Here is a 14,783-nt window from a genome sequence, read left to right as displayed (position 1 = left end):
CAGCTGGCAGGAATTCTGAGCATAGGATGCCAAAACCCTTCGGGTCTAAAGCGCGGATTAAGCGAGAAAAAGATGGGTTTATTTAGCCATAAGTGAAATCAGGACCTGCGCTAACCTGGTACGGGCCAATCACCAGCGAACGGTTCCGCGACCTTTGCTGCGCAATACGGTTAAGTGGTGGAGCAAGCAAAAGCCGTGCCGGACTGGCTGGGTTAAAGACGTGGCTGCGCCCGGAAATTCCGAAAATCATAAAATTGTTTCGCCGCGCAATCTTTTTTTATCTGAAAAAATAGATAAATCTTATTTACCAATTCCCCTAAGCACCATCAGGGGGCAAATGTCGCGCCGCACACCAGCCGCGCTTGCTTACGCAAATAAATTAATGCAGCTTATCTATCGTCCCAGCCAGAACGATCGCGGCGTGCCGTTAAGGCGTTTTTTCGCCCGGTAGCACGGGATTTGCCGCGGTGCAATGGTTTGAATTCTCAAAAGTCTTAGGTAGACTTAAGTCAGCACTATCTTTCTGTAATTTGACTGTTTTTTAGTGGCCTTCTCACTGCATAATCTGCGCGCCCGCTGAGTGCGTGCCGGATACAACTCTGCAGCGATACTGATGAAAATTTGAGGATCATGGTGAATAAGAGTCTCTTGCTAACGCTGCTGGCGGCTTTAACGCTGGCGGGATGTAAAGCGCCTCCACCGCCCGTGACGGATGACACCCTGGTCACCAGCGAAGTGAACGGCGTAAAACTGGTTCATCGTCATGCAGTGGCAGCACCCGGTGAATTTACCCCGGTGAATGAGAGCTTTCGCGCGCTGTATGCCGCCTCTGTGATGACCCTGCCGGATTACGGCGGCAAAGTGGTCCGTTATCTGGATAACGCCCAAACCTTTGAGGTGCTGGGTCGCGTCGAGCACAACTGGCTGGCGATTGCAGAAGAACCCAGCGGTCAGCTGATTGGCTACGTGCCCCCCAAAGCTGGCGTGGAGAGCAGCCGCTATGACGCCACGCTGCGCAGCGACCGGCCGCGTCCCCGTCGTACTAAACAGGTCTGCGTGGCCGTGGGGGGCGCCAGTAAAGCATGCCGCACCAATGATACCGCGACCTGGATCTTAGACTGATGATGCAATCCGGCGCATATTGCCCGCAGCACACCGCTGCTTTGCGGGCTAACCGTTCCGTTATTGCCAGGATAATCGAGATTTAATGACTCAGGACTCCCTTGCCCGCGATGGCATTGTCGCGGGCAACGATAACCTTTTGCTGAATGCCGCAGCCCCGATTCTGAATGCCGTCGTGCGTATACGGCAGGCGGCGACGCACGACGATCCCGCCGGCCTGCGTCAGCTGCTGATTGAAGAGATCCGCCAGTTCGAGCAACGCTGCAAGCAGGCGGGTTTACCGTTTGAGATGATCATCGGCGCACGCTACTGCCTGTGTAGCGTGCTGGACGAAGCGGCGGCGCAAACCCCCTGGGGCACGCGCGGCGTCTGGTCCGGCAACGGCATGCTGGTGACCTTTCATAACGAAAGCTGGGGCGGCGAAAAAGTGTTCCAGCTACTGTCGCGCGTGTCGCAAAGCCCGCAGCAGCATTTATGGCTGCTGGAAGTGATTCACTACTGCCTGCTGCTGGGCTACGAAGGGCGCTATCGCGGCAGCGACAGCGGACGCGCGCAGTGTGAAGGCATCCGTAAACGGCTGGCGCAGCTGATTGCGGAAACCCGCCCGGCACCACCACCGCGCGCGCCGCTGGTCGAAGTCCATCCGCTGGTCAGCACCCTGACACGACCGATGGTGCCGCTGTGGGCCTGCGTCACACTGGCTACGCTGATTGCCTGTCTGATCTACAGCGGGCTCAACTGGCGGCTGGGCAATGCGGCCGAACCGCTGCTGCGCGCCATCTATCAAACCCCGCTGCCGCAAATCATGCCGGGCCGCCGCCCCACCTCACCGCAGGCGCTGCTCGATCTGCATCAGCGGCTTAACGACGTGATTGCCGCAGGCCAGCTGGAAGTGAGCGATGGTGCCTTTGGCAGCAAAGTGATCATCCCTGCGGACAAGCTGTTTGCGCCGGACGGTACGGTGGTGAACCAGGTTGGCCGCGCGCTGCTGGCGCACGTGGCCAGCGCGATGAAGACGGTAAAAGGCACGGTGCTGGTATCGGTATATACCGATAATCGTCCGGTGGATGGCCGTTTCGCCTCCAGCTATGAATTCTCCTTCGCCCGCGCCCGTGCCGTTACGCAACTGCTGAATACGCAGTTGGCGGACGGTCACAGCGTTAAAGCCGAAGGCCGCGGCGACAGCAATCCGCTCTTACCCAATGACAGCAATGAAAACCGCGCCCGCAATCGCCGGGTGGAGATCACCCTGTTTGCGGCACCGGAAACCCTCGGCAATCATCAGGGAGGCCAGTGATGCGCGCATCACTCCAACATCTGTTAACCCATCGCCTGCTGTGGGGCCTGATTGGCGTCACGGCGCTGAGCTGCGTGCTGTGGATGCTCGGCCCGTTGTGGAGCTGGGGTGACACCCGTCCACTGGAGCCGGTATTCCCGCGCCAGCTGGCGGTCGGCCTGCTCTATTTCTGCTGGGTACTGTTCCAGTTTATTCCCGCCATCTGGCGCGGCTGGTTTAACAGCAAGCTGCTCAATCGCCTGCAGGAAATGAGTCACGAAGAAGCGTCCGATCGCCAGGCGACCGAGACGCTGCTGACCCAGCGCTTCAGCGAAGCGGCGCTGCGGCTGAAACGCACCCAGTTTGGTCGCCGGCATCAGAAAAGCTGGCTGGCGCGTTTTCAGAGTCACTATCTGTATCAGCTGCCGTGGTACGTGATGATAGGCGCGCCCGGTGCCGGTAAAACCACCGCGCTGCTGAACGCCGGTCTGGAGTTTCCGTTAACCGACAGCCTCGGCAAAGAGGCGGTACGCGGCGTCGGCGGCACGCGTCACTGCGACTGGTGGTTCACCGACAGCGCAGTCTTAATCGACACTGCGGGTCGTTACGCACTGCAGGAGAGCCAGCGCGCGCGCGACGGCGCCGAGTGGCATAACTTCATTAAATTGCTAAAGCGCTACCGCACGCGCCAGCCGATCAACGGCGTGATCATGACCATCAGCGTGGCCGACCTGCTGACCGATTCCGCCGAGGCACGTCACGCCCAGGCCAGCGCGCTGCGCAGCCGCATGGTCGAGCTGCATCAGCAAACCGGCATTCATTTCCCGGTGTATGTAATGGTCACCAAAACCGACCTGCTGAAAGGGTTTATGAGCTTTTACGGCAACCTGAGTAAGCCGCAGCGCGATGCCATCTGGGGCTTCACCTTCCCGTGGGAACCGGGCAAGCCGCACAAAGATGACTGGCACCGCAGCTTTAGCGAGCGCTTTCAGCAGCTGGAGCAGCGTCTGCAGCAGCAGCTGGCCGACGTGATGGCCGGCGAGCGCGATCTCACCCAGCGCGCCGACAGCTTCCTGTTCCCGCAGGAGTTCAGTTCGCTGCGTCCGTTACTCAACGAATATCTCGACGTGGTATTTTCCCGCCATCAGGATGAGATTGCCTGGTCGGCGCGCGGCCTGTTCTTTACCAGCGGCACCCAGGAAGGCCTGCCGTTTGACCGCATCATGGGCGAACTCAACCGTAAGCTACAGCTGCCACATACCGGCGAGTCGAGCCTTGCCGCGTGGGACAGCGTTAACCGCAGCAATCCGATTCCGGGTACCAAAGGCCAGAGCTTCTTTATTCGCGACCTGTTAAGCGACCTGGTGTTCCGCGAAAGCGGCCTTGCCGGCAGCAACCGTCACTGGGAGTATCGTAACCGGCTGCTACACTGGATCGGTTACGGCGCGCTCACCGGCGCGCTGGTGCTGCTCTCCGGTTTGTGGCTCACCAGCTACGTACAGAATCAGCGTTATCTCGATCAGGTCGCGGCGCGTATCGGGCCGATTACCGCGCAGAGTCAGCAGGTTATTCATCAGCCAGCCGATAATATTTTTGATCTGCTACCCTTCTTAAATAACCTGGTGAAACTGCCGCTGTCGGCGCATTTTTCTCTCGACAATCCACCGCTTACCATGCGCGCTGGACTGTATCGCGGTAACCAGGTGAGTGATGCCGCATGGGTGCTTTATCAAAATGCGCTTAAGTCTTTACTGCTGCCGCGCGTGGCCCAGCAAATTACCAACCTGCTGCGTGACGATCCCGGCACCGACAATGACTACAGCCGCAATGCGCTGCGCGCTTATCAGATGTTGTATCAGCCGCGTAACTACGACGGCGAATTTCTGCGCGGCTGGCTGATGCAAAATCTGCAGCGCACGCTGCCGGACAATGTCAGCGCGCGCGATCTGCAGCAGCTTGACTGGCACCTTAGCCAGCTGCTCGATCAGCAGATTCAGTCGTCACCTTATGCGCGCGACAATGCGCTGATGATGCGTAAGCTTGCGGAAAATCTGAAAAATGCCGGTCAGAATGGCCGTATGCTGGCGGTTGCGCCACACACCGTATCGCAGCGATTGACCGGACACAGTGAGTAATGGTGAGGTAACCATGGCGAGTTACACCGCGCCGGGCTGGTATGGCAAATTACCGGTCACCGGTGATTTTCTGCGCCAGCGGCTCAGTGAAGCCACGGTGACGCCGTGGAGCCACTGGTTTCAACAAGGCTTAATCCACTGGCATCAGCAGGAAGAGGCTAGCACGCAACAGTTTTTACGCGCGCCGGTATGGAATTTTGTCCTGCCGCTATCGCCGCTGCGCCAGCAGGTGCAGCTGGGTTGTCTGCTGCCCTCGTGCGATCGCGTCGGCCGTGCGTGGCCGCTGCTGGCGCTGCACAGCATTCCGCTCAGCGCGTGGCATGCTTCACAGCTGGCGATCTCCGGCGACTGGTATCAGGAACTCGGCGCGCTGCTGTGGCAGGCGGTGCGCGATCGCCACAGCCCGGACGCGCTGGAGACGCAGATTCAGCAGCTGGCTCCGCTGCTGCTGCCGGATAAGCAGCGCAGCGACATCATGGATGTGATTGGTTTTGACGATTTGCCCTGCACCCTGAGCTGGCGTGAAGTGGCCGACCGTTTTGATCCCCAACAGCACATTAGCTACTGGTGGAGTAATCGCAGTGACGGCTTTGCCCACGCCACGCATAAACACAGTGGCCCGCTCACCGCGCAACTTTTTTCGTTATTGTTTAACCCGGCGGCGGGTGCCCAGCCGGGACGTAATGGCCTCTATCCACCGATGTTTGAATAGGCCAGTGCGCTTGCCTTGTTAACGGGATGACTCATGCAATTTACCATTGTGCAGTGCAATACGGATGTGCCCGCCAAAACCGTCGCGTTTAGCCCGCCCGGCGGGACCATCGGCCGCAGCCAGGATAACGACCTGGTGCTGCCCGACGAATCGCGCGCCATCTCGCGCCTGCAGGCGCTGGTGCACCTGTCGCCAGACGGCGAGTGCCGCCTGACCAACCAGGGCAGCGTCACTTCAGTGGTGCTGAACGGCGTGGCGCTACAGCGCGGCTCGCAGGTGCGGCTGCGCCACGGCGATACGCTGCAGATTGGCGAATATGGCCTGGAAGTGCGTGACCCGGCGTGTCAGAACGTACCGCAGGATGATCCGCTGGCGTTTTTTGCTGACAGCGCCGCCGATCCGCTGGGTATGCAGCAGGACGAAAACGTGCCGGAACCGGAAGTCCTGCCACAGAGTGACAGTCCGCGTCACGAACGCCGCCCGGACGCGCGCCTGGCGATCGATCCGCAAAGCGATGCGCCCGTGATGCCAGCCGTGCTGCCGGGCGCCGATCAGGACAAACTGATCGCCGCGCTGCTGGAAGGTATGGGCCTGAATAATGGTCACCAGACGCCGATCACCGAAGAGCAGATGCGCGTCACCGGCCGTATGCTCAGCCTGTTTTCGCAGGGTACGGTTGCCCTGCTCTCTTCGCGCTCCATCCTCAAGCGCGGCGTGAAAGCCGACATGACGATGATCCTTAACGAAGCCAATAACCCATTTAAAATTCTGCCTTCCGGCAAAACCGTGCTGATGCAGATGTACCAGAGCCAGATGCCTGGCTTTATGCCACCGGAAGCAGCGGTGCGCGATGCGCTGGTGGATTTACAGGCGCATCAGCTGGGGATGATTGCCGGCATTCGCGCCATCATTGCCGCGATGCTGCAGTCGTTTAATCCGCAGCGTCTGGAAGAGGAAGCGCGCAAAGACGGCGTGCTGCCTAAGATGCCGTTCAGCGGCGGACGCAAAGCGGCGCTGTGGGACTATTTTCTCCGTCACTATCAGCGCACCGCGGGCGAGATTGAAGATGACTTCCACACCCTGTTTGGTGAAGCCTTTCTGCATGCCTACGACATGGAAGTGAATCAGTACAAAGATTCCCAGACGCGGACCGAAGACGCATGAAGATGAAGTTTGCCAGCCGCTGCCAGCAGGGTATGCGTGACGAAAACCAGGATCGCACCGGTGCCGAAGTCGATGAACAGAAAGCCTGTTTTCTGGTATGCGACGGCGTGGCCGGTCTGCCCGGCGGCGATTATGCGGCCCAGCTGGTGCGCGATACCCTGCTGACGCAGCTGCAGCAAAGCGACACGTTCACGCCGGAGAGTACGCGTGCGGCGATAGAAAAGTGTCAGCAAACGCTGGTCAGCGCCCAGGGGAACAATCCGAATTTTTCGCGCATGAGCACCACCCTTGCCGCCCTGTTTATTGACCGCACAACGCAGCGCGCATGGTGGGCGCACGCCGGTGATAGCCGGGTTTATCACTTCCGCCACGGGGTGCTGCATCAGGTGACGCGTGACCACAGTCTGGCGCAGCAGCTGCGCGAAGCCGGCTATGAAAATACCGGCATTAACAGTAATTTACTTTATAATGCGCTGGGTATTGAGCCGGCCCGACCGGCCACCTTCAGCGAGGTGATTGAGCTGACCGATGGTGACGCATTTCTGGTCTGTACCGACGGTTTCTGGCTCAACCTCACCACCGACGAAATGGAACAGGCACTGCGCATGGTAAACGCCTGCGAAGAGTGGCTGGCATTGATGGAACAGGCCGTAAACCGCAGTGTTAAAAGCGACAATCTCAGCGCTCTGGCAATCTGGATTGGCGAACCGCAGGACGCGACGCTGCTTTATTCCCAGGCTGATGCGGCACGTTTTCTGCCGTCACGTTATTGATTGCAAGGATCATTATGAAACTGTGGTTGCCGGGCGTTGCCGCCCTGTTACTGGCCCTGAATGCGCAGGCGGAAGATTACCGGGTGGTCTACTCGCCCAGCCTGTCGCTGGAAGTCTATATCGATAACGTTGCCAGTAATGCGCCCGACGACTGGTGTAAAGAGACGCTGCCGCTGCGCATCGTGTCCGGCAAAAGCAGCGACACCAGCATTCTTACCAGCTTCCTGCCGCGCGTCGGCACGCTGCTGGCGAACCAGTGCGGCCTGCTGGATGAGATCCCCTGGCAGATGACCAGCAAAGAGGGCAGCGTGCTGGCTAACGGCAGCGCGGCAAAACTACAGAACTGGCGGCCGATCATCCTTAACGACGCGACCGCCAGCGCCAGCGCCAATACCGCGGCGCCGCTGGATTTATCGCGTCCGGCCGACAGCACGCCGCTGCAGCACTTCGCCCTGCCCGGCGGCTGCCATTTCCGTACCTGGTGGGATGAAAACGGCGGTTCGCTGTTTATCCCTGAGAACCCGCAGCAGCATTGCTCAACCGAGGGCTGGCTGGAAGGTCCGGCGGCAATGACGCTGCTGAGTGACGGCAAAACGCGCAGCCAGACGGTAACCTTCCTGCAGGGTTATCCCATCGCCGATCTTACGCTGACCCGCACGCCGCTGGAGGTGGTAGCGGTGAACAAACAGCGCATGATTGTCACGCGGCCCGATGCCAGTGATAGCTGGCTGGTGCTGCCGTTTGATGCTCAGCAGCACGTCTGGCGTTTCAGCGGCACGCTGCTGATTAAAATGGATAAAAACACCGGCACGGATAGCGAAGCGGTGAAATCGCGGGTTGATAGCTTACGCGGCATCTGGTCGCCGCAGTTTATGCCACAGCAAAAAGTGACTGTGTTACTGATTGACACCCTGCACGCCGATCTGGCCGATCCGGCAATTGGTGCCTGGCGTAACATTAATTAATTAGCGGTTGTTGCCCGCCGTCACCGGCGTGACGGGGCGCTACAGGACGTGTTCAGAGAGCTCACTATGTCGGCAAACGAAAATCATACCCCCAATGCCCTGCCTGCGGGCTACCGGTTTAACGAGTTTGAAATCAAGGAAGTGATCGGCGGCGGCGGCTTTGGCATTGTCTATCGCGCCTGGGATCATCAGCTGGAACGCACCATCGCCATCAAAGAGTACATGCCGGTGTCGCTGGCGGTACGCGGTGCGGATCTGGCGCTGGAACTGCGCGGCGAGCGCTTCCAGAAACTGTTTAATGCCGGACGCAACAGCTTTATTCAGGAGGCACGGCTGCTGGCGCGCTTCAATCATCCCGGTCTGCTGCACGTCCTGCGCTTCTGGGAAGAGAACGGCACGGCTTACATGGGCACGCTCTACTACAGCGGCATGACGCTGAAAGAGTGGCAGCTCACCAGCCCGGACAGCATTGACGAAGCGTGGATTCGCCGTCTATTACCGCCGCTGTTTGGTGCCATCAACACCATTCACACCGCCGGTTACCTGCATCGTGATATTTCGCTCGATAACATTCAGATTCAGGAAAACCAGCTGCCGGTGCTGCTCGACTTTGGCTCGGCGCGCAAAGAGATTGGCAACCTGTCGGATGAAACCGAGATCATGCTCAAGCCGGGCTTCGCGCCAATTGAGCAGTACAGCGAAGAGGGAGAAGTCGAACAGGGACCCTGGACCGATATTTACGCGCTGGGCGCGGTGCTGCATACGCTGATCACCGGCCACGCGCCGCCGGTCAGCGTGGTGCGCTGCATTGAAGATAACTACCAGCCGCTGGTGGAGCGCAAGCCTGAGGGGTATTCGCTGCCGCTGCTGCACGCGATCGACTGCGCGCTGGCGATGAAGCCGGAAGACCGGCCACAGAGTATTGATGCTTTTGCCCGGCTGATCGATCTGCCGGTGAGCGATGTCGAAGCGCTGGTGACGACCTTCCCGGTGGAGAGCCAGTCCGCGCCCGAGCCGGTAGCGGCCGTGCCGGAACCGCAGGTAATGGCGGTTAATCATGCTGCCGCCGCGATTGAACCGGTGACACCACGCAATGTGCGCCGTTTGTCGCCTGCCCTGCTCGCCGCGGCTGCCGTGGCGTTGCTTGCCGTGATGGTCGTAGTGTGGAAAGCCAATCGCCCGAGTGACGCACCGCCGGTGGCGGCCAGCAGCGCCCCGGCGGCGACCCCATCAGCGGGCAGCGCGCCCGCCAGTAGCGCACCAACCATGGCGACGGTTTACCTGCAGTTGCAGGCAGGGGAAAATATCGTGCTGAACGGCGAAGCGAAGGATGTGAAACCCGCCAGCAGCGGTTTCGCCTCGCTGAATCTGGCGGCAGGCAGCTATCGTATTGAAGTGCATCACGGCAGCCTGGTGCGCAGCCAGATGCTGACGATTAACCAGCCGGGCACCTGGCTGATTAATCCGGGTAATTGAGGTTAGCCGCGCGCAGCGCTCTGCTGCAGCGCGCGCACTTCGGCCGCAAGGCGCGTTAACGCCTCTTCCTGCATGCCGCGTTTGCCCAATTCCTGTTCCAGCGAGAACAGATACTGCGCGTTGCTGCCGAGCGGGCCGCTGGCCTGAGCGATCAGCGGAGCAATGGTGCTGCGGCAGGAGTCGGCTTCATACAGCGGATGACGCGGATCCATGATAAACACCAGCGCCGTAACCGTGCGGCCATCCTCCAGCGTCAGTTCACACCAGGTGGGCAGATAGCAGCCGGTGATCATTTCCCGTTTCCACAGCAGTTCAAGCTCTTCATGCAGGCGCGCTTCCGGCAGGCGAAACGCCAGACCGCTGGTAGAACCGCCCTCTTTCAGCGCCAGCATCCGTCCTGGTGCGGCAACGGTGCCGCGTCCGGCGGTTAGCCGCAGGCAAAAGGCACGATGCCAGCCCTCAAGCCGTCCGGTCGCCACCTCTTCCGCTTCAAAAACCGGGTTCCACATCAGGGAACCGTAGCCGAAGATCCACACCGGGCTTTGATCGGGACGACAGGCAAGCGTGGCGCAGAGCGACGCCGCGCGCTTCTCACAGCTCCACAGCAGCGCTTCGTCAATATCACCAAATGAAGTTTTGCAATCCGCTTTTAGTAAGAATTCCCGGGTTAACACTGCGATCTCCTCTACTGCGCTGACCTTCCTGTCGTTATGGCTCCCTGAATCTGCGATTTTACAGGCGGCGCCCGCGGCGTCGACTTAAGACAAGACAGTAATGCATTTGCCATAAACGTTTCAAGATTGACCCCGATCACAAAGGGGAAATTATCTGTAAATAGCATCGGCTGCCTGGCAGGATTCTTGAACGAAGCGCGGAGAAGTGTGAAGCGGGCCGCAGTGGCCCGCGCGGGAGCTAGTGTTTAGGATGCCACTTGTCGTCCTCGCCTTTGGCGTACTCTTTTTTGACCGCCGCCCAGGCGACTTTGTGTGCCACCTGCTCGCGCGATTCATCACCGCGACGATCGTCTTCATCTTTATACTGATCCCAGGCGCTGTTAAACGCCTTTTGGTAGATGGTTTGCGCATGGCCCGGCAGCACGTGGCGCACGCTGTCCGGCAGTTCCCGGTTCGATGAATAAGGCATAGTTCCTCCTGTTTCAGGTTCCCTGTATAAGTCTGGAAGAGAACGGCAAAAACGCAAACCTGCTATTTCATACTTCTGCCAGCAAAAAAGGCGGGTAGTGAGGATAAGGCCAGATAATTCAGTTCTGTTCTTCCTCCTTTTACGCAGGATAGATGAGAAACACGCAACATTAACCTGCTGATGAAAAGGGTTAATTCGCTGATTAACGCGAATTTCGCTTCATTCAGATTAAAATGACAAAAAGTAAAAACGCGTAAAAAATCTGCGTGAGCAGTGGTGAAAAGTTACACTGCGCTTCGTCAGATGAGTCACTATATTTATCAGGCAGCAATTGCCTGTTTTTGTTCTTTTTGCCGAAGAGGATGGCGCATGGCTGGACATGAGAAGACCCGACACAGCGAGTATTCGCTGATTTTCCCGATTCTGGCGCTGGCGGTGCTGAGCTTTTTTGGCGGCCAGACAGCGCTTCTGCCGGTAATCGGCATCAATCTGCTGGCGCTGGTAGCGATTTTAAGCAGCGCCTTCAGCGTAGTACGTCACGCCGACGTTCTGGCGCACCGGTTAGGTGAACCCTACGGCTCGCTGATCCTCAGCCTGTCAGTGGTAATTCTGGAAGTGAGCCTGATTTCGGCGCTGATGGCGACCGGCGATGCAGCGCCCGCGCTGATGCGCGATACGCTCTACTCCATCATCATGATCGTTACCGCCGGACTGGTGGGCTGTGCCCTGCTGCTTGGCGGGCGTAAATTTGCCACCCAGTACGTTAACCTGGCCGGCGTGAAGCAGTACATGATCGCCATTTTCCCGCTGGCGATTCTGGTGCTGGTGTTTCCCAATGCCCTGCCCGGCGGCAATTTCACCACCGCGCAGGCGCTGATCATTGCGGCGATCTCTGCGGCGATGTACGGCGTGTTCCTGCTGATTCAGACCAAAACTCACCAGAGCCTGTTTGTTTACGAGCATGAAGACGAGAGCGATGATGGCGACCCGCACCACGGTAAGCCTTCCGCGCACAGCTCGCTGTGGCACACCGCGTGGCTGATTGTGCATCTGATTGCGGTGATCAGCGTGACCAAGATGAACGCCAACTCGCTGGAAATGCTGCTCACTGAAATGAACGCACCGGAGCAGTTTACCGGCTTCCTCGTCGCGCTGCTGATTCTGTCGCCGGAAGGTCTGGGTGCAATCAAGGCGGTGCTGATGAATCAGGTGCAGCGCGCGATGAACCTGTTTTTCGGTTCGGTGCTGGCCACCATTTCATTGACGGTGCCAACGGTGACCATTATCGCCACCCTGACCGGTCAGCAATTGATTTTCGGCCTTGAGCCGCCGCATATGGTGGTGATGAGCGCGGTGCTGATTCTGTGCCACATCTCGTTCTCCACTGGCCGCACCAACGTGCTCAACGGCGCAGCGCATCTGGCCCTGTTTGCCGGCTATCTGCTGACGATTATGCTGTGATGTTGAAGTGGGTATACGGGTGATACGGTCGCCATAAATGGCGACCCTACAGCGCAGGGTGCGCATTCATGTGCATCAGGTGAAACGGTCGTCATGAACGGCGACCGTACAATGTTGGGTGCGCATTTATGCGCACCTGGATAAAGATATCTTTACGGCTTAATAACAGCCGTTAGCACATCTGGCCCTGCCAGCTATTTGCTAAAAATTAAGCCTTAAATCGAATAGTTTATTGCTAATATTCTGTTTACCCGAAGAAGTTAAAATGTTCACTGCATTTACTCTGGCTGCCAGTCATTGTTTATGATTGCCTGTAAACAATCCATACGTCAATTGACTTACATTATTTTCAGCCCCGACACCGTATCAAAATGCTGCTTGTACATTAAAACCTTACCGCTTAGCGATGGACGCTATCAGCTTTAATGTCAACCATGAGAGAAAAGCAGATAATAAAATGGTTGCGATGATCAACGCATCAATGGTCGATAAAAAAATATGAAAAGGGTTCACTAATTTACCTAACAGCATATACGATGATTCGGAAAGGAATCTGAACATGATCTCAGGAATAACAATTGCGTAGCCTAATGTTAAGACAATGAGTAATAGTATCCGTTTCATTTCCATGCATGCTCCTTGCAACAAGATGTGATGAGTATATAATCGTTTCTTAAGGATTTCTACAGTAAGGGATGATTAACCATGTCGTATTTGAAATTGAAGCTTCAGGCTGATCGTACAATTGCACTCAATTTTGAAAAAGCACTGGCGCAACTGCGTGAAGAAACGCGAACCGCCAGTACCACGGTTGCCTCGGGCATTGAAAGAGCTAGCTGGTATGGTTCCTGCGTTTTTGATGATTACAAAGATGTATGTAAGCGACTGAGAAGTGAAGATGTTCGTATGTTTTCAGCTCTGCCACAGGTTTTTTCACGACATGATGTCATCCTTGATATGGTTGAAATCTACTTTAGAAAAAAACTTGCGCGTCTCAGTGAACATAATGTTCAAAATCTGGTGCGCCAACTTGCTGAAAAGGCGGCTAATTATACAAGCGGTAAAGCTTCAAAACTCACCATTTCATTTCTTATCGCGCGCATAGTTACCGAATCTAAAGTTTTTAAGAGTTCGCTGGTTGATGTAATTGACCGGACTTCGCTTTATAGTGTCACAGTTTTAAAATTTTATGGGAAAATACAAATCGCTGCAACAGCAGCTCAGCATTTGAAATTTGCGGATCCGGAATATTATTTCGATCTGTATCAACAGAAATTAGAAATGCTTTATTATCTCATAGAGCCTGAAATGTCTAAAATTATTTACTTAAACAAATCCGGCTCAACAAATGATGAGCAAATACTGGCATTAGTAGAACGGTTACTGACAAAATGAAACGAATCTTTTCCTGGTTCTATGCATGGTTAAGTCAGTCTTTTTTTTCACTAATACCGGTGATTGCGGCGGTAGCAGGTGGAATACTTTTGACAGCGCTTTTCCCTCATTATGGGCTGTTATTGACTCTACTCTGGGTCATTGCCATGGGTGCTATCTACGTGAAATATTTTAGATGGTTTTGACGGTCAATTTCAGTTGATACTTTATGTAATCCCTTCGTTGTTAGCGCCTGCGACAGAATTTACCATTCTATTACAAAGGCACCCGCGGGTGCCTTTGCTGTTGCTATGACAAATCAGTTACTGGTGTCCAGCTCCGGGAAGCTTTTAACCAGATCGTCAATCGCTTTCATCTGCGCCAGGAACGGTTCCAGCTTATCGAGCGGCAGCGCGGACGGGCCGTCGCATTTGGCGCTATTCGGCTCCGGGTGCGCTTCGATGAACAGACCGGCGATGCCTACCGCCATGCCCGCACGCGCCAGTTCGGCAACCTGCGCACGACGACCGCCAGAGGCCGCGCCAAACGGATCGCGCGTCTGCAGCGCATGGGTGACGTCAAAAATCACCGGGCTGTTGTTAGTGACTTTCTTCATCACGTTGAAACCGAGCATATCAACCACCAGGTTGTCATACCCGAAGTTGCTGCCGCGATCGCACAGAATCACCTTGTCGTTGCCGCCTTCGGCAAACTTATCGACGATATTGCCCATCTGGCCCGGGCTGACGAACTGCGGCTTCTTCACGTTGATCACGGCACCGGTTTTCGCCATCGCTTCCACCAGGTCGGTCTGACGCGCCAGGAAGGCCGGCAGCTGAATCACATCCACCACGTCGGCGACCGGCTGCGCCTGCCAGCTTTCGTGCACGTCAGTGATAATTTTCACGCCGAACGCCTGCTTCAGCGCCTGGAAAATTTTCATGCCTTCGTCGAGGCCAGGGCCACGGTAAGACTTGATAGAAGAGCGGTTGGCTTTGTCAAAAGAGGCTTTGAACACATACGGAATGCCGAGCTTGTCGGTTACCTTCACGTAATGTTCGCAGATGCGCATGGCGAGATCCTGGGATTCCAGCACGTTCATGCCGCCGAAGAGAACAAATGGCAGATCGTTTGCGACCTTGATATCGCCGATACTCACTACTTTCTGTGTCATGCCCTTTC

General features: G+C 56.7%; 14 protein-coding genes. 11 read left to right on the top strand and 3 right to left on the bottom strand.

All coding sequences use genetic code 11. The features are described from left to right. Positions 1–154: 154 nt before the first annotated feature. From C1N84_RS08160 to C1N84_RS08120, 9 genes are all read left to right on the top strand, one after another. Positions 155–451 (top strand): hypothetical protein, encoded by a 297-nt coding sequence (locus C1N84_RS08160; RefSeq protein WP_152999304.1) that lies wholly within the window; start codon positions 155–157, stop codon positions 449–451. Positions 452–630: 179 nt separating this feature from the next. Further along, positions 631–1,122 carry a hypothetical protein gene (locus tag C1N84_RS08155; RefSeq protein ID WP_021509952.1) on the top strand — a complete coding sequence of 164 codons (492 nt, stop codon included), beginning with the start codon at positions 631–633 and terminating at the stop codon, positions 1,120–1,122. 85 nt (positions 1,123–1,207) lie between these two features. After that, complete coding sequence (gene icmH / locus C1N84_RS08150) at positions 1,208–2,419, top strand: type IVB secretion system protein IcmH/DotU (RefSeq protein WP_058774571.1); 1,212 nt, start codon at positions 1,208–1,210, stop codon at positions 2,417–2,419. Further along, the gene (tssM, locus tag C1N84_RS08145; protein WP_021509950.1) at positions 2,419–4,533 is read left to right on the top strand and encodes a type VI secretion system membrane subunit TssM; all 2,115 of its coding nucleotides are present in this window, start codon (positions 2,419–2,421) and stop codon (positions 4,531–4,533) included. Before icmH ends, tssM begins: the two co-directional genes overlap by 1 nt. Before the next feature lie 13 nt (positions 4,534–4,546). Continuing rightward, on the top strand, positions 4,547–5,245 hold the full coding sequence (gene tagF, locus C1N84_RS08140; RefSeq protein ID WP_215480395.1) for a type VI secretion system-associated protein TagF: 699 nt from the start codon (positions 4,547–4,549) through the stop codon (positions 5,243–5,245). A 33-nt stretch (positions 5,246–5,278) separates the two neighbouring features. Continuing rightward, positions 5,279–6,409 carry a type VI secretion system-associated FHA domain protein TagH gene (tagH, locus tag C1N84_RS08135; RefSeq protein ID WP_264443252.1) on the top strand — a complete coding sequence of 377 codons (1,131 nt, stop codon included), beginning with the start codon at positions 5,279–5,281 and terminating at the stop codon, positions 6,407–6,409. Then, on the top strand, positions 6,406–7,182 hold the full coding sequence (locus tag C1N84_RS08130; RefSeq protein WP_058771213.1) for a PP2C family protein-serine/threonine phosphatase: 777 nt from the start codon (positions 6,406–6,408) through the stop codon (positions 7,180–7,182). The genes tagH and C1N84_RS08130 overlap by 4 nt, the downstream gene beginning before the upstream one ends. Positions 7,183–7,196: 14 nt before the next feature. Further along, positions 7,197–8,147: a hypothetical protein gene (locus C1N84_RS08125; protein ID WP_058757494.1), complete on the top strand. Its 951-nt coding sequence runs from the start codon at positions 7,197–7,199 to the stop codon at positions 8,145–8,147. Positions 8,148–8,213: 66 nt separating this feature from the next. Continuing rightward, entirely contained in the window at positions 8,214–9,623 is a 1,410-nt protein-coding gene (locus tag C1N84_RS08120; protein WP_264443248.1) for a serine/threonine protein kinase, read from the top strand. A gap of 2 nt (positions 9,624–9,625) precedes the next feature. On the opposite strand, the gene C1N84_RS08115 is transcribed toward C1N84_RS08120, so the two are convergent. Further along, positions 9,626–10,297: a gamma-glutamylcyclotransferase gene (locus C1N84_RS08115; RefSeq protein WP_021508695.1), complete on the bottom strand. Its 672-nt coding sequence runs from the start codon at positions 10,295–10,297 to the stop codon at positions 9,626–9,628. Between the two features lie 238 nt (positions 10,298–10,535). Next, entirely contained in the window at positions 10,536–10,766 is a 231-nt protein-coding gene (gene chaB / locus C1N84_RS08110; protein ID WP_021313035.1) for a putative cation transport regulator ChaB, read from the bottom strand. A gap of 369 nt (positions 10,767–11,135) precedes the next feature. On the opposite strand from chaB, the gene chaA reads away from it, so the two are divergent. Continuing rightward, positions 11,136–12,227 (top strand): sodium-potassium/proton antiporter ChaA, encoded by a 1,092-nt coding sequence (gene chaA / locus C1N84_RS08105; protein ID WP_021508693.1) that lies wholly within the window; start codon positions 11,136–11,138, stop codon positions 12,225–12,227. A gap of 705 nt (positions 12,228–12,932) precedes the next feature. Next, positions 12,933–13,622, top strand: a complete 690-nt coding sequence (locus tag C1N84_RS08100; RefSeq protein ID WP_088517800.1) for a hypothetical protein — start codon at positions 12,933–12,935, stop codon at positions 13,620–13,622. A gap of 298 nt (positions 13,623–13,920) precedes the next feature. Here the strand turns inward: C1N84_RS08100 and kdsA are convergent, their stop codons facing one another. Further along, on the bottom strand, positions 13,921–14,775 hold the full coding sequence (gene kdsA / locus C1N84_RS08095; protein ID WP_021509944.1) for a 3-deoxy-8-phosphooctulonate synthase: 855 nt from the start codon (positions 14,773–14,775) through the stop codon (positions 13,921–13,923). Positions 14,776–14,783 lie beyond the last annotated feature (8 nt).

Source organism: Pantoea sp. SGAir0418, assembly GCF_043529865.1.
Note: the sequence above shows the minus strand (reverse complement) of the source record. Positions and strands in the feature narration are given on the sequence as shown.